The organism is Pseudomonas sp. R38(2017), from assembly GCF_002112395.1.
Classification (GTDB): domain Bacteria; phylum Pseudomonadota; class Gammaproteobacteria; order Pseudomonadales; family Pseudomonadaceae; genus Aquipseudomonas.
Genome location: NZ_NEHN01000001.1, coordinates 54,750 through 71,318 on the forward strand (window position 1 = coordinate 54,750; position 16,569 = coordinate 71,318).

Consider the following 16,569-nt stretch of genomic DNA (forward strand, 5'->3'; position numbering starts at 1 on the left):
TCGAACTGTGGCAGCGCGCTTGAACAAACTTCATCAGACTCGCGCTCTACTGGGGTTCTGTGTTTCGGTGTTTTTCATGTTCAAGGGAATTTTTGCAATCGCGGCGTTGTTGGCCGCGGTTTTTTTCGTTCCGGCGTCTTCTGCGGCGTCGCGTTGTGATGTCAACGTTCCGACCGAACGGGTCGATCTTGAGCAGGTGAGCCTGGCGTACCAGAGCATCGGTCGTGCGTCGGATCCTGCATTGTTGCTGGTGATGGGGCTGGGCGGGCAGTTGATCCATTGGCCGGACGAAGTGGTGGTCGCCCTGTGTCAGCAGGGTTTTCGGGTGATCCGCTATGACAACCGCGATGTTGGTCTTTCGACCTGGCGCCAGGCACCGGCCGAGGCCAACCTGACGTTTGAAGTGCTGCGCTACAAACTCGGCCTGCCGGTGGCGGCACCTTACAGCCTGACCGACATGGCCGACGATGCGCTGGGCCTGATGGATGCGTTGCACGTCGAGCAATTCCACGTGCTCGGCGCGAGCATGGGCGGGATGATCGCCCAGCACCTGGCGGCCATGGCGCCGCAGCGGGTCGAGAGCCTGACGCTGATCATGACCAGCTCCGGCGCCGAAGGCCTGCCGGCACCGAGCGCGGCGCTGGTACAACTGCTGTCGCGGCGCGGAGCACCGAGCCGTGAAGTGGCGCTGGAGCAGCAAGCGGATCTGCTGGCGGCGCTGGGCAGCCCGACAGTCACCGATGATCGCCAGATGCTGTTGCATCAGGCGGCGGTGGCCTATGACCGGGCCTTCAACCCCGAAGGTGTGAAGCGCCAGATCATGGCGATCCTCGCCGAACCGAGCCGGGTGGCGCTGCTCAATCAGTTGCGGGTGCCGACCCTGGTGGTGCACGGCACCGCCGATCCGTTGCTGCCGGTAATGCACGGCGTGCATCTGGCGGCGCACATTCGCGGCAGTCAGTTGAAGCTGATTCCAGGGCTGGCCCATCGCTTCCAGGAGGCGTTCAAGGCGCCGTTGCTGGCGGCGGTGTTGCCGTATTTGCAGCAGCACCGCGAAGACACTTCACACTGGGCGCAGATCGAACCGGTGGGCGAGCGCAATCTGCTCTAGCGGGTGTATCGTGCAGGTCTTTGGCCACGATTGAACGCGCGAGGTGTGTCATGAGTTCTGCCCTGAAAATCGATTTTGTCAGCGACGTGTCCTGCCCATGGTGCGTCGTCGGTCTGTACGGTTTGTTGCGGGCGCTGGAGATTCTGCGCGACGAGGTGCAGGCCGAGATCCGTTTTCAGCCGTTCGAGCTCAATCCGAAGATGGGCGCCGGAGGGCAGAACATCGGCGAGCACATCCAGGAAAAATACGGATCGACTCCGGAGCAATCGCAAAAGAATCGTGAAGTGATCCGGGCCCGTGGCGCCGATGTCGGTTTCAGTTTCCGCACTGATTCCAACAGCCGCATCTACAACACCTTCGATGCTCATCGGCTGCTGCATTGGGCCGGGGAGGAGGGCTTGCAGTTACCGTTGAAAGAGGCGTTGTTCAAGGCTTATTTCACCGATGGCGGCAACCCGTCCGATCACTCGCAACTGGCGCAGATTGCCGAAAGCGTCGGTCTCGACCGGCAGCGCGCCGAAGCGATTCTGGCCTCTGACGAATTCGCCACCGACGTGCGCAAGGAAGAACAATTGTGGCTGTCGCGCGGCGTGAGTTCGGTGCCGACCGTGGTGTTCAACGAGCAATACGCGGTGACTGGCGGGCAGCCTGTGGACACCTTTGTCGGGGCGATCCGGCAGATCATGAGTGAGGCGAAGGGCGGCACGGTGAACTGAGGCCCTGAGGTTCCCGGGCAATGCCCGGGAACCCGGATCAGCGGACGATCTTGTCGACGTGAATCCCCAGTTTCTTCAGGCGATACCAGAAGCTGCGCTCGGAAATCCCGATCAGTTGCGCCGCCGCAGCCTGCACTCCGTTGCTCTGGGCCAGCGCGGCGAGGATGTAGGCTTTTTCCACTTCTGCCAGCGCCGCTTCCAGGTCCGCCGGCACGCTGCCTTCGGCGACCAGCGCTCCCGGCTGGGTCGGCTGTGAGGCGAACAGATAGGCCGGCAGGTCCTGCTCTTCAATCTGCGCGCCGGACGCCACGATGGTCGCGCGCTCGACGCAGTTCTGCAGTTCACGAATGTTTCCCGGCCACGAATAACGGGCCATCGCCTGCAACGCCTCGGCACTGAAACCGCTGAAGCGCTTGCCCGCCGCAGCGCCCAGGGTATGGGCGAAATGCCGGGCGAGCGGCGCGATGTCTTCGACCCGCTCCCGCAAGGCCGGCAACGGAATAGGGAACACATTGAGGCGGTAATACAGGTCTTCGCGAAACTCCTTGTTGGCCACCGCATCCAGCAGGTTCTTGTTGGTCGCGGCGATGACCCGTACATCGACCTTGCGCTCGCGTGGATCGCCCACCGGTTCGATGATGCGTTCCTGCAAGGCGCGGAGAATTTTCGCCTGCAGCGCCAAAGGCATCTCGCCGATTTCATCGAGAAACAGCGTGCCTTTGTCCGCCTGCTGGAAACGCCCGACCCGGTCCGCCACTGCACCGGTGAACGCGCCTTTGCGGTGGCCGAACATTTCACTTTCCAGCAGCCCTTCCGGGATCGCCGCGCAGTTGACCGCGACAAACGGCTTGTCGGCACGGTTGCCGTGCTTGTGGATGGCCCGGGCGACCATTTCCTTGCCGGTGCCGCTTTCGCCGGTCAGCAGAATGGTGGCGTTGCTTTCGCGCACCGAATCGATTGCGCTCAAGACCCGGCGAAAGCTCGGGCTGTCGCCCACCAGACTGTCAATCTGCTGGTGTTCGTCGAGTTCGGCGCGCATGCGCAGGTTGTCTTTGAGGATGTCGCGAAATTGCAGGGCCTTGCTGACGGTGATGTCCAGCTCATCGATGTCGAAAGGTTTGGCGATGTAGTCGAAGGCGCCGTTGCGCATCGACTGCACGGCATTTTTCACTGTGCTGTAAGCGGTCATGACGATCACCGGCAACTGCGGGTAGCGGTTCTTGATTTCCGCCAGCAGTTGCGGACCGTCCATGCCCGGCATGCGCCAGTCGCTGATCACCAGATCGATGTCCTCGGACTCCAGCACCTTGAGTGCGTGCAGGCCGTTGCCTGCGGTAAACACCACAATGTCGTTCTGACTCAAGGCCGATGCCAGCAGGTCGCAGAGCTTGGGCTCATCGTCCACCACCAGTACGTTATGCGTCATCGCTGTCCTCGTCGTCATCTTCACCGTTGGCCGGGATGTAAAGGCTGAAGGTGGCCCCGGCATCTTTTTCACTGACGCATTCGACGCGCCCGTCATGGTTTTCCATGATCGAGAATACCTTGGCCAGGCCGAGTCCGGTGCCGGAGGCTTTGGTGGTGACGAAGGGTGTGAAGATCCGTTCGAGCATATCCGCTTCGATGCCCTGGCCAGTGTCGCTGATGCTGATGACCGTATTGTGCTCGTCGCGACGAATGCCCAGGGTCAGGCGACCGCCGTCGGGCATGGCATCGATGGCGTTGACGATCAGGTTCAGGGCCGCCTGCTTGAGTTGCCGTGCATCGGCGTACAGGGTAGCACCCGGCGCGCGATCGTCGATCTGCACATCGATCTTGTGGCTGGCCAGTTCCGGAGCGCAGAAGCCCACCAGTTCATCCACCAGCGGCCGTGCCAGCTGGGTCGAGCGCAGCGGTGCACTGGGTTTGGCAAAGTCGAGAAATTCGGTGATCAGGTCATTGATGCGGCTGACTTCACTGACCACGTATTCCAGATGACGCTTGTCGGTCTCCGGCAGGTCGGCGCGCCGGTGCAGCAATTGCGTGGCGGTCTTGATGATGCCCAGCGGGTTGCGGATTTCATGGGCCAGGCCCATCGCGACTTCACCCAGCGCATGCAAGCGATCCCGGCGTCGCAGCTGCGATTCCAGATGCTGTAACTCGCCGAGGCGTTCGCTCATGTGGTTGAAGATGCTGCTCAGCTCCGCCAGCTCATCGCCACCGGTGACCGGCAGGCGCTGACGGTAATCCCCTGCGATCACCGCTTGCACGCCTTTGGCCAGACCACGCAGCGGCTGGGTCAGGCGCTGCGAAACCAGCCAGCCGACGGCCAGCGACGCCGCCGAACTCAGGATGAAAATCAGGATGAACAAATTGCTCTGATTGACCAGCCCGACCAGAGTGGTGTGGCGTAACAGACCGCTGAAGACGACGCCTTGCAGTTCGCCGCTTTCGTCGAGAATCGGACGGTAGATGCCGCTGTAGCGACTGGTCGACTGCTCGATCGGTTGCTTGGTGCGGCGCAGTTGCTGCTCGATGTTCTCCGGCACGACTGTCGGGTGATCTTCGAAACGCTGAGTGGAGAATATTTCCGAGAAGTCATTTTCCTTCGCCAGATACAGGCGCAAGTCCAGCGAGTGCACGTCGGCCACACTGGTCAGGAAGCTGTTGTCGAGGTAGGTCACGACGATCAGTTTGTACTCGGTACCTTCCTGATCGGTCTCGAAAGTCGACACCACTGCACCGGTTGCCACGCCGCCGACCTGCAGGGTCTGCAACACGGCTTTGGGTGCCAGGCTGATTTGCCGCACGATGTCATCGGCGGCGGTGCTGAACACCACTTTGTGATCGCTGTTGTGCACCAGCGCGACCACGTCGATGCCCATGGAGTCAGCAATGTCGGCGGTGAGCTTGTCGCGCCGGGTTGAATGCCGGTCGGTAGGCGGACGGGTGTAGCGCAGGAACAACTGCGCGGCGCGGGCATTGTCACGCACGATTTCTCGGATCTCGTCCTCGACGATCTTGGTCGATTCCTGCAGCCAGATCCGCACGTTGCTGTCGAAAATCTGCGACAGGGTGGTGGCCGCCAGTTCCGCGGCGATCATGGTCGGAATCACGCTGACCAGCCAGAACGCCAGCACCAGTTTGCGTTGCAGGCTCCAGCCGGAGAGGGCGAAGGGTCGGGCGGTGGCGCGTCGGTATTTGCTCATCATGCTCGCTTATTGTTGTTCGCTTATCGCAGTCGCCATGGCCGGATCGGTGCGGTCCGGGCGGATGAAAATCTTCACCAGCCGCAGCAGTTGATTGAGCACGGGATGGCGGTGGCGGAAAAACACAGTGTTGCCGATGAACGAGCAACCCAGGCGCAGCTTACTGGCATAACCGGCCTGGCCGCACGCGTAGATCGGGATGCGGTGTTCAATACAGTAGCCGACATTGGCCAGCCAGCTGCGCATGTACAGTTTGTGCTCGCGGGTCCTGGCCAGATCGTGGGCGAAGAATTTATCCACCAGCCGCTGTTCGTCCAGCAGCACCAGATTGAACGCCACCAGCTCATCATCAACCCAATACAAAACGCAGGCGGCCCGCTCGTCGAGGTGTTCCAGCACCTGGCGAAAGTACGCGGCCGGCAGGCATTCGAAGGTCAGGTCGCTGCGCGCCAGTGTCGCTTCGTAAAGCCGCATCATGGTCGGCAGCAGGTCGTCCACCGAACGTCGCCATTCGATTCGCGGTCCTGCACCGCGCAGGGTCCGGCGCAAGTCCTTGCGGGTAGATTTCCCCAGGGTGCCGAGGTAGGCGTCAACCGAAGCGAATTTGATCGGCAGCTCGGCACCGGGCAATCCCGGCATGCTTTGCAAACCGGCCTCGCGGCAGGCCTGCAACCATTGCGGGTTGCGATGGGAAGCATCCTTGACGGCCAGCAGGCCGACCCCGGCCTGGTCCGCATCCTCACGAGCCAGTTTCAGCAGGCGTGCGAACAGTGACGGCAAATGTGCCGGATCGATAGTCGGGAGGGTGCCGACGTGACACTGCTCCGCCACCGGTGAGCCGAGGGCGTACAGGCGAATGTCGAACAGTCCCGGCCAACAACTGCGCAGCCATTGGCTGAAGCCTTTGACGGTGCCCTGCAGGGTGGTGTCGAGCGAATAAGCCGTGGTGAAGGCCACGACCGCCGCAATCAGGCGGTCGTCTTCAAACAGCGCCAGATAGCGCCAGTGAAAGCCGTCGATGCCGGCCTGTTCAACGGCGCGATAGTAGGCCCAGTCTTCGAGCTCCTCGGGAAAGCAGGCATTCCACGCGTCGCGATCAATCGCTTCGATGGTTGAAAAGGCTTGGGCCGTGATCACGTCGTTTCCTTAACCGGCAAGGCATATCGTTTTGCAGTCGACTCACGCCCGTTGCCGGTATTCCTCGGCCGGCAGGGAGGGCGCGGTGAGCGGCAGGTCGGTGCGGTGGTTTTGGATGAACTGCACACTCAGTTCCACGACGCGTCGGTACTGCAGGTCGACGGTGATCATGTGATAGCAGTCGTCCAGCAGGATCTTCACCACTTCGCCACCGAGCTTGCGTTCCACGTAGTCGGCGTTCCAGCGGCTGGTGATGTCGTCCTCGATGGAATGCAGCACCAGTGCCGGGACGGTGATCGAAGGCATGCGCTTGCGCACCACGGCGTTCATCCGGTGCAATTCGCGCACGGTCACGCCTTCCATGGTCAACAGGCCGGCCTCACTGCTGTGGCCTTCCTTCATCTGTCGTTCGACGATGGCCCGCAGGCGCTCGTTCTTGATGCCGTAGGGCGGTTTCTCTTCGAACTTGCAGATGTGCACGCCAAACGGGATTTTCATCAGCAACGGCGTGAGAAACGCCAGTTTGTTGATGCTCCAGCCGTCGTACTTCAAAGTCGTGGAATACATCAGCAGCCCGGCCACCTGGCCCGGATGCTCGGACGCCACGTACATCGACATCACCGCACCCATCGACAGACCACCGACGAATACCTTGCTGTGCTGACGACGAATGCCGACGAAGGTCTTGCGCACGCCTTCGTACCAGTCGCGCCAGCCGGTGGCCTGCAGGTCGGCATTGCCGCCGCAGTGCCCGGCCAGAGTCGGCACGTACACCGTGCAACCGGCCTTGGCCAGTCCCACGGCGACCCGACGCAACTCCGTCGGGGTGCCGGTGAGGCCGTGGATCAACAACACCGCGACCTCCCCTGTGCCGAGAACGAAACCGGCGTCGCCTTCGCCCAGATCGATCCCGGCCGCGTTCATCGTTTCATCGCCCGGGCCAGCAGACGGTCGAGCAGGGCGATGCCCAGGTCGATTTCCGGGTAGCTGATTTCCAGCGACGGCGCGAGGGTGATCACGTTCTTGTAGTAACCGCCCACGTCGAGGATCAGGCCCAGTTTGCGGCCGTCGATCTCGATGTCGCCTTTCATGCCTTCCTCGACCATGAAGTCCAGGGTGGCCTTGTCCGGGGTGAAGCCGTCCGGGGCGCAGATTTCGCAGCGCAGGGCCAGGCCCAGGCCATCGACGTCGCCGATGATCGGGTAGCGTTTCTGCAGGTCCTGCAGGCCTTCGAGGAAGTATTTGCCCTTGGCCATGACCATCGCGCCGTAGTCGACTTCGCTGGTCATCTTGAACATTTCCAGGCCCACGGCGGTGCCCAGCGGGTTGGAGGCGAAGGTGGAGTGGGTCGAACCTGGCGGGAAGACTTTCGGGTTGATCAGTTCTTCCTTGGCCCAGATGCCGCCCAGCGGGTTGAGGCCGTTGGTCAGTGCCTTGCCGAAGACGATCACGTCCGGTTTGACGTCGAAGTGTTCGATCGACCACAGCTTGCCGGTGCGATAGAAGCCCATCTGGATTTCGTCGACCACCATCAGGATGCCGTGCTGGTCCAGCACATGCTTGAGTTCGCTGTAGAAGTTCATCGGCGGAATCACGTAGCCGCCGGTGCCCTGGATCGGCTCGACGTAGAACGCGGCGTATTCACTGGCGCCGACCTTCGGATCCCAGACACCGTTGTATTCAGTCTCGAACAGACGGGCGAACTGCTGCACGCAGTGGCTGCCGTATTCTTCCTTGGTCATGCCTTTCGGGCCACGGAAGTGGTACGGGAACGGGATGAAGTTGGCGCGCTCGCCGAAGTGGCCGTAGCGGCGACGATAGCGGTAGCTGGAAGTGATCGACGAGGCGCCGAGGGTGCGACCGTGGTAACCGCCTTCGAAGGCGAACATCAGGCTCTTGCCGTTGCTGGCGTTACGCACGACTTTCAGCGAGTCCTCGATGGACTGCGAACCGCCGACGTTGAAGTGCACGCGACCATCGAGGCCGAACTTCTTCTTGGCGTCCACGGCGATCATTTCCGACAGCTCGATCTTGCCTTTGTGCAGATATTGGCTGGCGATCTGCGGCAGGGTGTCGATCTGCTGTTTCAGCGCGTTGTTCAGGCGCGGGTTGGCGTAACCGAAGTTGACCGCCGAGTACCACATTTGCAGGTCGAGGTAAGCCTGGTCTTCGGTGTCCCAGACGTAGGAGCCTTCGCAGCGGCTGAAAATGCGCGGCGGCTCGATGTAGTGAACGGTGTCGCCGTAGGAGCAGTACTTGGCTTCTTTTTCCAGAAGGATCTGGTCTTCCTGGGTAGCGATTCGAATATCAGACATGGTGGAAGAGTTCCTGGGTTTCTGTATTGAAAGTTTCCGAGTTGAAAGCTTCGGCATTGAAAACGGTGGCGTTGGCGGCGCTGGCCTTTGGCAGCAGGGCCAACAGCGCCGGGAGTTCGGCGAAGCTGTCGAAGCGGGCGTAAGGGATCGCGTTACGCTCGCAGTACTCGGCGAGGCGACCCTTGGCGAAGACGAAGTCGGCGGTGGACGACACGCACATGTCGGACTGGCCATCACCGATCACCAGCACCCGTTTGTTGCCGGGCGTGGATTTGCATTTGCAGTTGCCGGAGGCCGCGCGGCAGGCGTCGCTGGAATGCGGGAAGTCGATGCGCCAGCTTTCGTGATCGAGCTGTCGCAGGCGGTTGGCGAGGATCGGCAGCAGGGTCACGTAGTTGCGCGACAGGATCCGCGCGATGCCTTGCTCGATGCCGTCGCTGACCACTTCGAACGAAGCGCCCAGGCCGATGGCGTGGTCGACGAAGTCGGGGAAGTCCGGATCGATCTCGATGCTGTCGAAGAATTCCAGCAATTGGCCGGGCGTGGCCTTGACCAGCGAGAGCTGGCGGCTGAGGCATTCACGGGAACCGATTTCACCGGCCAGCCACTGGTTTTCGATCGTTTCCCAACTCGAGTCGGCGAAGCGTTCGAGGATGCTGTCGATCACGTCGGTGCGGGTGATGGTCCCGTCGAAGTCACACACGATATGCCAGTCAATCATCTGCATTACCTATTGGTCAGAGCGCGCTGTGTGCGCTTGCCGAGGGGTAGAGCAGGGACTGTGCCAAGTGCCGGGAACCCCTTGCCGACGGGGCCGATGAGGTGCTTTGGCAATTCGAAGCTACAATTTTTGTAGCTTGCTACAAACAACATGAGTGCTTGCGCGGTGGGTGGCATCCGGGGATTGATGCGCGCATGTTCAATGAAAGGAATGGCCTCATGAAGAGGAAGACACTGTTTTTACTCGCGGCGCTGAGCGTTTTTTCAGCAGGCGCAATGGCGCAAGGGATTACCGGGGAGGCGGGCGTGGGCCTGGGTTATCAGCCTCACGACCCGAGTGGCAGCCGTTATGAAACCCGGCCGATACCGTATCTCGATCTGGACTGGGGCGATGTCAGCCTCAGTACCGACGATGGCCTGACCTGGAGCGCCTTGAAGGCCAACGGTTTCAGCGCCGGCCCCTATGTGAATTACCTGCCGGGCCGCACGTCCAACGGCGAACTGCGCGGCTTGCGCGATGTGCCCGACATGGCCGAGGCCGGTGGTTTCGTGCAGTACGCCCCGGCCGACTTCTGGCGGGTGTTCGCCTCCGTTGGCCAGGCCATCGGCGGTAATGGCGGGCAGGGCGGCGTGCTCGGTCGGGTCGGTGGCGAGATCGGTTATCCACTGGGCGGCGGCGTGATTGGCAGCAGCAATCTGACCGCGCATTTCGCCAACGCGCGGCAGAACAACACCTTCTTCGGTGTCAGCGACAAGGAAGCCCTGGCGTCCGGCATCCGCGCCTACAACGCTGGCGGTGGCCTGCAGAACATTGCGCTGACCCAGAGTTTCGAGTTCCCGCTTGGGCCGCAATGGTCGCTGGTGACCAGCGCCAGCTGGATTCACCTGACGAACTCGGCAGCTGACAGCAGCATCGTCAAAAGCGTCGGCGATACCAATCAGGGCGAGGTGCAGATAGCGATCGCCTATAAATTCAAGTGACCCCGGCGGGAACTGGTCTGGCCTTTGCAGACAGCCGTGACGAACCCATTGTTTCAGGATGTTCTTCATGGCTCGCCCTGTTTATCGTCTGCTGGCCCACTCGCTGTGGGACCTGATTCCCATCGCCCTCGGAATGGCCCATTTCGCCTTTGTGGTGTGGCTGGTCCTGGCCTTTCATGAATTGTCCTGGTGGGCGTTGTTGCCGCTGGCGCTGGTTTACGCGGTGAGCCTGTCATGGAGCATCAACAGCATTTCCCACAATCAGATCCACAACGCCTACTTCACACCGGCGTGGCTCAACCGCGCCTTTGATCTACTGCTGTCGGTGACCATCGGTTTTTCCCAGACCCTCTATCGCGATATCCACAATCGTCATCACCGGGGCAATTCGGACCGGCCGGGGGCGGATGGCAAGACCATCGATCCGTTGTCGATCTATCAGCGCGGCAAGGACGGTCAGCCCGAGAATCCATGGGCCTACACCTTCCTGAGTTTTTTTCGCGACGACCCCAAGCCGATCTACGACGAGATGCAGCGTAAACGTCCCGCCGATGCGCACTGGGTCAAGGTGGAGATCGGTGTGACAGTGGCGTTCTATCTGGGGCTGGCGATCTGTGACTGGCGGGCGGTGCTGGTGTTGCTGCCGTTCTGGTATCTGGGGCAGGCGCTGTCGTCGCTCAACGGTTACTACGAGCATTTCGGCGGCAACCCGGATTCGCCCATCGCCTGGGGCGTCAGCGCCTACAGCCCGCTCTACAACCTGCTATGGATGAACAACGGCTACCACGCCGAGCATCACTACCGGCCGAAAATGCACTGGACCCGGGTCAAGGCGTTTCACCGGGAGATCGCCGGGCAGCAGCGGGAGGCGGGGGTGAAGGACATTCCGGTGGCCCATGGCCTCGGATTTCTGGTGGCGCATCGCAAGGATTGAACCGTAAGAAATGTGGGAGCCGGCAGGCTCCCACGACCGTTCACCTCAGTTTTCCTCGCCCTCGGCCAGTAGCGCAATGCCGGCCATGATCACGGCCACGCCCACCCAGTGCAGCAGGCTGATCTGTTCACCAAGGCCCAGCCACGACCCCAGCAACACCCCGACAAATACCAGCGAACTGAGCGGAAATGCCAGCGACAGGCTGCTGCGCCGCAAAATCAGCATCCAGACAAAGAACGCGCCGATGTAGCAGGCAATCGCCACCAGCACGCCCGGTGCCTGGGCGACGCTGAGCAGCCATTGCAGGGTGAAGTCCATTTGCCCCAGTTGATCACCACCGACCTTGGTCGCGATCTGCCCGCCACTTTCCAGAATGATCAGCAACGCCCAGAGCACCACGGTGCCGAGGCGGCCGTGCAGCCAATCCATCGAGCTATTCCTTTTGAGTATCAGTTGAGAATCAGGCATGGCCGACACACACAAGCATCACGCCCGCCGTAATCACCAGAGTGCCCATCCAGCGACGGCGGCTGACGGTTTCGCCAAGGAACAGCTTGCCGGCCAGCACCACGCCGCAATAGGCCAGTGCGGCGGCGGGGAACAACAGGCTCAGCGGCGCCCGGGACAAGGCTTCGAGCCAGACGAAAAACTCGATCACGTAGGCGCCGATCCCGCACCACAACAGCGGTGCATTGAACACCTGGCCCCAGAACGCCCCCAGCCGAAAACCGCCCTCAAGCTCAGGCAAGCGGTCCAGGCCGAGTTTGAAACAGAGCTGGCCGATCACGTCGAGCACAATGGAAAACGCCACCAGCAGAATAACGGTCAAGGTCATGGGAACAGCTCCTCGAACAACTCGATCAGCGCCTGATTGGTCGCCGAGTTGCGCAGCAGATCGGTTTCGCTCCAGCGCTCGGCCGGGGGCTGGTCGGACTTGGCTTCCCAGCGTTTGAACGCGTTGCTGAAGGCCGGGCGGGCGAACTCGCCGCAGATGTCGATGCCGATCACGCGCTTGCTGGCGGCGAGGCTGCGGATGGCCTGAAGCAAATGGCTCAGGCGCATCTGGCCCTGATCCCAATTGGTCGCGGCGTCTTCGCTGGCCAGCACGTCCTTGTCGATGGTGATCCACACGGCTTGGGTCGGAAGGCTGGCGATCATCCGCTCGAGAAACGCCGACCAGTCCTGATCGGCCAGGTTGTTCCAGTGCAGCAGGTTTTCCTGTTGCTGATGGCCGACGCCGTCACCCACCCGCCCCCAGACTTTCGACGGCGGATGCTGCCAGGGGAACAGCTGCAACACCCCGCGTTTGAGGGCGCCGAGATTGCCACCCTTGATCTGCGGATTTTGCAGGTCATCGCTGCACGGCCCGAGGGTGACGATGCGTTCGATGTTCGGCAGTTTCAGCGCCTGATTTACCCACGAGCCGCAGTGGCGACGGGGGGCAAAGTGAACCCAGTCGGGATGATTGTCGAAGTGGATCAGGCTCACTGGCTCCGGCAAGTCAGTCAGAAAGGCCGGGGTCAGATGGTGATAGTCGCCGGAGCCGACGAAGAAGATTTCCGGCGCAGGGCCGCTGTGCCGGGGCCGCTCACGCAGGCGTTCGGCAAAGCGACGGAAGGTGCGTTCGCTGGACCAGAGCCGCAGTTTCGGGCCCAGGTCGAGCAGGTCCAGGCGCCGGGCGCGGCCGCTGTCGAGCAGCCGCGCGATGGACGCCTGAGCGGTCAGGCTGTGGTCGAGATCTAAAATATTCAAGGTCGCAATTCACCCTTGGCAGACCCTCCCAGACACCGGCCTCATCGAACATGAGCGCCGGCCGGGCGGGCTTTCGGGGGTAAATGCAAGGGACGGGCCAGCCCCTCTCCCGCACGGCAGCTCAGGCGTGCAGGCGGACCCAGACGCTGACCAGCACCGTCGCCGCTATCAGCCACGCGACAGCCGCGACGGCCAGCGAAGCTTCGAGGCGCATCCGGTCGACCATCACATACAGCGTCGCCAGATAAACGAAGTAGGGAATGATTGACCACATGCCAAACACGATGGTGGTCTTCAGGTCTTCGACCGAACGGCCCTTGCCGACGATGTAGTGGGCGATCAGGGCGAAGGTCGGAAACAGCGGCACCAGACCGGCGATGTAATAGTTTTTGGTCTTGGCCAGCATGGCGAGGATCACCACCACCGCCGCACCGAGAAAGGCTTTGAAAATCAGATCCACATCGTTCTCGCTTAATGGCTCAGACCGTATTTTTTCACTTTGTCGAACAGCGTGGTCTTGGCCATGCCCAGTTCCAGACTGGCCTGGGTCAGGTTGCCGCCGCTGCGTTGCAAGGCATCGCTGAGCAGATTGCGTTCGAAGGCTTCCACCGCTTCGGCGAACGCCAGGCCCTGACCGCCACTGCCGGCACCAGACTTCTTGAACGCGGGCAAACCGAGGGCGAAGCGTTCGGCGACGTTGCGCAATTCGCGCACGTTGCCCGGCCAGTCGTGGCTCATCAGGCTGGACAGGGTCTGGTTGTCCAGCTCCGGCAGTGCGCGGTCGAAGCGCAGGGCCGATTGCTGGGTGAAGTGTTCGAACAGTTGCAGGATGTCTTCGCGACGCTCACGCAGAGGCGGCAATTCCAGCGTCACCACGTTGAGGCGGTAGTACAAGTCGCTGCGAAACTCGCCGGCCTTGCTCGATTCGTCGAGGTCGGACTTGGTCGCCGCGATCACCCGGCAATCCACCGCCACGCTCTGGTTCGAACCGAGGCGTTCGAGGGTGCGTTCCTGCAACACCCGCAGCAGTTTGATCTGCAACGGCAGCGGCATGCTTTCCACTTCATCGAGGAACAGCGTGCCGCCGTCGGCGTGTTCGATCTTGCCGATGCGCCGCTTGCCGGCGCCGGTGAAGGCGTTGGCCTCATGGCCGAAGATTTCGCTTTCGAACAGGTTTTCCGGCAGGCCACCGCAGTTCAGCGCGACGAATTGCTTGGTGTGGCGGCGGCTGAAGTCATGCAGGCAACGTGCGACCAGTTCCTTGCCGGTGCCGGTCTCGCCTTCGATCAATACATTGGCCGAAGTGTCGGCAACGTTGGCGATCAGTTCACGCAGGTTCTGCATCGCTGGCGAGCGACCGATGATCCGTCCTTCAAGGGAATCACGCTCGGCCAGTTGCCGGCGCAGGGACGAGACCTCACGAGCGAGGCTGCGTTGCTCCAGCGCACGCCGGGCCACATCCACCAGCCGTTCCGGGGAGAACGGTTTTTCCATGAAGTCGTAGGCACCTTTCTGCATCGCGCCGACCGCCATGGAAATGTCGCCGTGACCGGTGATCAGCACCACCGGCAGGCTGCGGTCCCGTTGCTTGAGGCGGGTCAGCAGCTCCAGGCCATCGATGCCGGGCAGGCGGATGTCACTGATGACAATGCCGGCGAAATTGTCGCCGACCCGGTCCAGCGCTTCTTCGGCACTGCCGACGCCGATGCAGGGGATGTCTTCCAGGGTCAGCGCCTGCTGGCAGCCGAGCAGCACATGGGGATCGTCTTCGACGATCAGCACACTAAGGTCGTTGTTCATATTGGCTCGGCAGGAGTAGGGCTTACCAACGGTAAACTGAGGACGAAGGTGGTACCACCGCTGGCCGGGTGCTCGACACCCAGATGTCCGCCGGTGGCGGCTGCCAGGCTGGCCGAAAGGGTCAGGCCGAGGCCAAGGCCCTGTTCGCCGGGTTTGGTGGTGAAGAACGGTTCGAACAGATGCTTGCGCGCTTCGGCGTCGATACCGTGGCCGTTGTCGCGCACCCGCAGGCGATATTTGCCGTCGAATTCTTCGCCTTCCAGCCACAGCTCCGGCAACGGTTGTGCCTGCATGGCGTCGAGGGCGTTGCCGATCAGGTTGACCAGAATCTGCTCCAGTCGCGTCTGGTCGATCTGCACCTGCACATCAATGAACTGACGATGCACTTGTAGGGATGCTTGCTCGACCCGAGCGCCGAGCACTTGCAGTGCGGCATCCACCGCCTTGCCGAGGCTGGCTCGACCCTTGTCGTCGCCGCGCCGGGCGAACGAGCGCAGGCTGGCGGTGATCCGGCCCATGCGGTCGATCAGGTCGTTGATGGTTTTCAGGTTGGTGCTGGCGACGTCGAGCTGACCTCGTTCCAGAAAGCGAATCGTATTGCCGGACAAGGTGCGCATCGCTGCCAATGGCTGGTTCAGTTCGTGGGCGATGCTGGTGGACATCTGGCCGATGGCTGCGAGCTTGCCCGCCTGCACCAATTCGTCCTGAGCGCGGCGCAGTGTCTCTTCGGCCTGACGGCGTTCGCGGATCTGACTCTTGAGCCGGTCATTGCTGGCGCGCAGGTCGGCGGTGCGTTCGGTAATCCGACGCTCCAGCTGATTGTTGGCTTCCTGCAGGGCTTCCCGGGCGGCGAGTCGGGTGGCGATGACCTTGCGGCGCTCGTTCCAGGCAATCAGCAGGAACGCCACCAGTGCAAAAGCGACCGCCACCAGAATCCCCTGATTGATCGCTTCGCGCCGCAGGTCCTGCAACGGCGTGAGCAGGGTGAAATTCCACGGCGTGTCACTCAATGGCCGGGTCTGCGCCAGGTAACTGATGTTCTCTTCGTCGCGGTCCTGTTGCGGCAGGACTTCGCTGTTGGCCGGGAACGTGAGTTTTTCCACGCCTTCGGCCAGGGTTTCCCGGGCCAGCGGTTGCAATTCGTTGAGCGGGAACCAGTAGTATTGCAGGCTGCGGGCAAGTTTTTCCTTGGTCTCGTCACTCAGCGGCACCACGGACTTGAGGCGACGGGCCGGATCGCTGGAGAGGATGATGATGCCGTTCTCGTCACTGACGAAGGCTTCCAGGCGCGCCCGTTGCCAGCGCTCTTCCATGGCCTCCATGCGCACCTTGACCACCGCGACGCCGATGATCTTGCCGTGCTCTTCCAGGCCGTGGGCCAGGTAATAGCCCGGTTCGCCGTTGGTGCTGCCGATCCCGTAGAAGCGTCCGGGTTCGCCACGCACGGCTTTCTGGAAGTAGGCGCGGAAGGACAGGTCTTCGCCGAGATAACTGTCGACATCGCGCCAGTTGCTGGTGGCCATGACACGACCGGTGGTGTCCATGACGTAGATGGCCCGACTGCGGCTGCGCCGGTTCAAGCCTTCCAGATAATCGTTGACCGTTTGCCGGTGTTCCGGGGTCGGGTCGCCGAGCAACTGTGAAACACTCGATTCGAGTTCCAGCAGGCTGGGCAGGTAGGTGTATTTGCTGATTTCGCTTTCAACGGCGCGGGCGTTCAGTTCGAGCTGGCGCTGGCCGTTTTCGCTGAGGCTGCGAATGCCGAAGCGTTCACTGATCCAGAAGCCGGCGTAACCCAGTCCGATCATCAGGATGATGACCAGCGGCGGCAAGAACAAATGGCGGATCAGACGGGGTTTCACGGCAAGTGATGGCGTGGTTGCGCGATAGAGATTGGGGTCGCATTTCATCACAG

General features: G+C 61.8%; 16 protein-coding genes. 4 read left to right on the forward strand and 12 right to left on the reverse strand.

Going from position 1 to position 16,569, the window contains the following annotated elements:
* The first annotated feature begins 76 nt into the window (after positions 1-76).
* Positions 77-1,111: an alpha/beta fold hydrolase gene (locus CAF87_RS00180; protein ID WP_085730153.1), complete on the forward strand. Its 1,035-nt coding sequence runs from the start codon at positions 77-79 to the stop codon at positions 1,109-1,111.
* Between the two features lie 50 nt (positions 1,112-1,161).
* Positions 1,162-1,827, forward strand: coding sequence for a DsbA family oxidoreductase (locus CAF87_RS00185; RefSeq protein WP_085730154.1), 666 nt, complete (start codon positions 1,162-1,164; stop codon positions 1,825-1,827).
* 37 nt (positions 1,828-1,864) lie between these two features.
* Here the strand turns inward: CAF87_RS00185 and CAF87_RS00190 are convergent, their stop codons facing one another.
* The 6 genes from CAF87_RS00190 to CAF87_RS00215 are packed head-to-tail and all read right to left on the reverse strand — an operon-like array spanning position 1,865 to position 9,188.
* A complete protein-coding gene (locus tag CAF87_RS00190) occupies positions 1,865-3,253 on the reverse strand; it encodes a sigma-54 dependent transcriptional regulator (protein ID WP_085730155.1) in 1,389 nt (462 codons plus the stop codon).
* Entirely contained in the window at positions 3,243-5,015 is a 1,773-nt protein-coding gene (locus tag CAF87_RS00195) for an ATP-binding protein (RefSeq protein ID WP_085730156.1), read from the reverse strand. The genes CAF87_RS00190 and CAF87_RS00195 overlap by 11 nt, the downstream gene beginning before the upstream one ends.
* Positions 5,016-5,024: 9 nt before the next feature.
* The gene (locus CAF87_RS00200; protein WP_085730157.1) at positions 5,025-6,152 is read right to left on the reverse strand and encodes a GNAT family N-acetyltransferase; all 1,128 of its coding nucleotides are present in this window, start codon (positions 6,150-6,152) and stop codon (positions 5,025-5,027) included.
* 42 nt (positions 6,153-6,194) lie between these two features.
* A complete protein-coding gene (locus tag CAF87_RS00205; protein ID WP_085730158.1) occupies positions 6,195-7,076 on the reverse strand; it encodes a carboxylesterase in 882 nt (293 codons plus the stop codon).
* On the reverse strand, positions 7,073-8,467 hold the full coding sequence (locus tag CAF87_RS00210; protein ID WP_085709465.1) for an aspartate aminotransferase family protein: 1,395 nt from the start codon (positions 8,465-8,467) through the stop codon (positions 7,073-7,075). Before CAF87_RS00210 ends, CAF87_RS00205 begins: the two co-directional genes overlap by 4 nt.
* Positions 8,460-9,188, reverse strand: a complete 729-nt coding sequence (locus CAF87_RS00215) for an HAD-IB family phosphatase (protein WP_085730159.1) — start codon at positions 9,186-9,188, stop codon at positions 8,460-8,462. Before CAF87_RS00215 ends, CAF87_RS00210 begins: the two co-directional genes overlap by 8 nt.
* A gap of 218 nt (positions 9,189-9,406) precedes the next feature.
* On the opposite strand from CAF87_RS00215, the gene CAF87_RS00220 reads away from it, so the two are divergent.
* Both CAF87_RS00220 and CAF87_RS00225 read left to right on the forward strand, forming a co-directional pair.
* Positions 9,407-10,168, forward strand: a complete 762-nt coding sequence (locus tag CAF87_RS00220; protein WP_085730160.1) for a MipA/OmpV family protein — start codon at positions 9,407-9,409, stop codon at positions 10,166-10,168.
* A gap of 67 nt (positions 10,169-10,235) precedes the next feature.
* Positions 10,236-11,102 (forward strand): fatty acid desaturase, encoded by an 867-nt coding sequence (locus CAF87_RS00225; RefSeq protein WP_085730161.1) that lies wholly within the window; start codon positions 10,236-10,238, stop codon positions 11,100-11,102.
* Positions 11,103-11,147: 45 nt separating this feature from the next.
* Here the strand turns inward: CAF87_RS00225 and CAF87_RS00230 are convergent, their stop codons facing one another.
* From CAF87_RS00230 to CAF87_RS00255, 6 genes are all read right to left on the reverse strand, one after another.
* Positions 11,148-11,531, reverse strand: a complete 384-nt coding sequence (locus CAF87_RS00230) for an EamA family transporter (RefSeq protein ID WP_085730162.1) — start codon at positions 11,529-11,531, stop codon at positions 11,148-11,150.
* Between the two features lie 31 nt (positions 11,532-11,562).
* On the reverse strand, positions 11,563-11,937 hold the full coding sequence (locus tag CAF87_RS00235) for an EamA family transporter (protein ID WP_085730163.1): 375 nt from the start codon (positions 11,935-11,937) through the stop codon (positions 11,563-11,565).
* Positions 11,934-12,854, reverse strand: coding sequence for an arginase (locus CAF87_RS00240; RefSeq protein WP_085730164.1), 921 nt, complete (start codon positions 12,852-12,854; stop codon positions 11,934-11,936). The genes CAF87_RS00235 and CAF87_RS00240 overlap by 4 nt, the downstream gene beginning before the upstream one ends.
* A 121-nt stretch (positions 12,855-12,975) precedes the next feature.
* Positions 12,976-13,305, reverse strand: a complete 330-nt coding sequence (locus CAF87_RS00245; RefSeq protein ID WP_170929652.1) for a GlpM family protein — start codon at positions 13,303-13,305, stop codon at positions 12,976-12,978.
* Between the two features lie 20 nt (positions 13,306-13,325).
* Entirely contained in the window at positions 13,326-14,654 is a 1,329-nt protein-coding gene (locus CAF87_RS00250) for a sigma-54 dependent transcriptional regulator (RefSeq protein ID WP_085730166.1), read from the reverse strand.
* The gene (locus CAF87_RS00255) at positions 14,651-16,564 is read right to left on the reverse strand and encodes a sensor histidine kinase (protein ID WP_085730167.1); all 1,914 of its coding nucleotides are present in this window, start codon (positions 16,562-16,564) and stop codon (positions 14,651-14,653) included. The genes CAF87_RS00250 and CAF87_RS00255 overlap by 4 nt, the downstream gene beginning before the upstream one ends.
* Positions 16,565-16,569 lie beyond the last annotated feature (5 nt).

Coding starts and splice junctions, on each gene's coding strand:
- CAF87_RS00180 (WP_085730153.1), top strand. CDS start 77: ATGTTCAAGGGAATTTTTGCAATCGCGGCGTTGTTGGCCGCGGTTTTT.
- CAF87_RS00185 (WP_085730154.1), top strand. CDS start 1,162: ATGAGTTCTGCCCTGAAAATCGATTTTGTCAGCGACGTGTCCTGCCCA.
- CAF87_RS00190 (WP_085730155.1), bottom strand. CDS start 3,253: ATGACGCATAACGTACTGGTGGTGGACGATGAGCCCAAGCTCTGCGAC.
- CAF87_RS00195 (WP_085730156.1), bottom strand. CDS start 5,015: ATGAGCAAATACCGACGCGCCACCGCCCGACCCTTCGCCCTCTCCGGC.
- CAF87_RS00205 (WP_085730158.1), bottom strand. CDS start 7,076: ATGAACGCGGCCGGGATCGATCTGGGCGAAGGCGACGCCGGTTTCGTT.
- CAF87_RS00210 (WP_085709465.1), bottom strand. CDS start 8,467: ATGTCTGATATTCGAATCGCTACCCAGGAAGACCAGATCCTTCTGGAA.
- CAF87_RS00215 (WP_085730159.1), bottom strand. CDS start 9,188: ATGATTGACTGGCATATCGTGTGTGACTTCGACGGGACCATCACCCGC.
- CAF87_RS00220 (WP_085730160.1), top strand. CDS start 9,407: ATGAAGAGGAAGACACTGTTTTTACTCGCGGCGCTGAGCGTTTTTTCA.
- CAF87_RS00225 (WP_085730161.1), top strand. CDS start 10,236: ATGGCTCGCCCTGTTTATCGTCTGCTGGCCCACTCGCTGTGGGACCTG.
- CAF87_RS00230 (WP_085730162.1), bottom strand. CDS start 11,531: ATGGATTGGCTGCACGGCCGCCTCGGCACCGTGGTGCTCTGGGCGTTG.
- CAF87_RS00235 (WP_085730163.1), bottom strand. CDS start 11,937: ATGACCTTGACCGTTATTCTGCTGGTGGCGTTTTCCATTGTGCTCGAC.
- CAF87_RS00250 (WP_085730166.1), bottom strand. CDS start 14,654: ATGAACAACGACCTTAGTGTGCTGATCGTCGAAGACGATCCCCATGTG.
- CAF87_RS00255 (WP_085730167.1), bottom strand. CDS start 16,564: ATGAAATGCGACCCCAATCTCTATCGCGCAACCACGCCATCACTTGCC.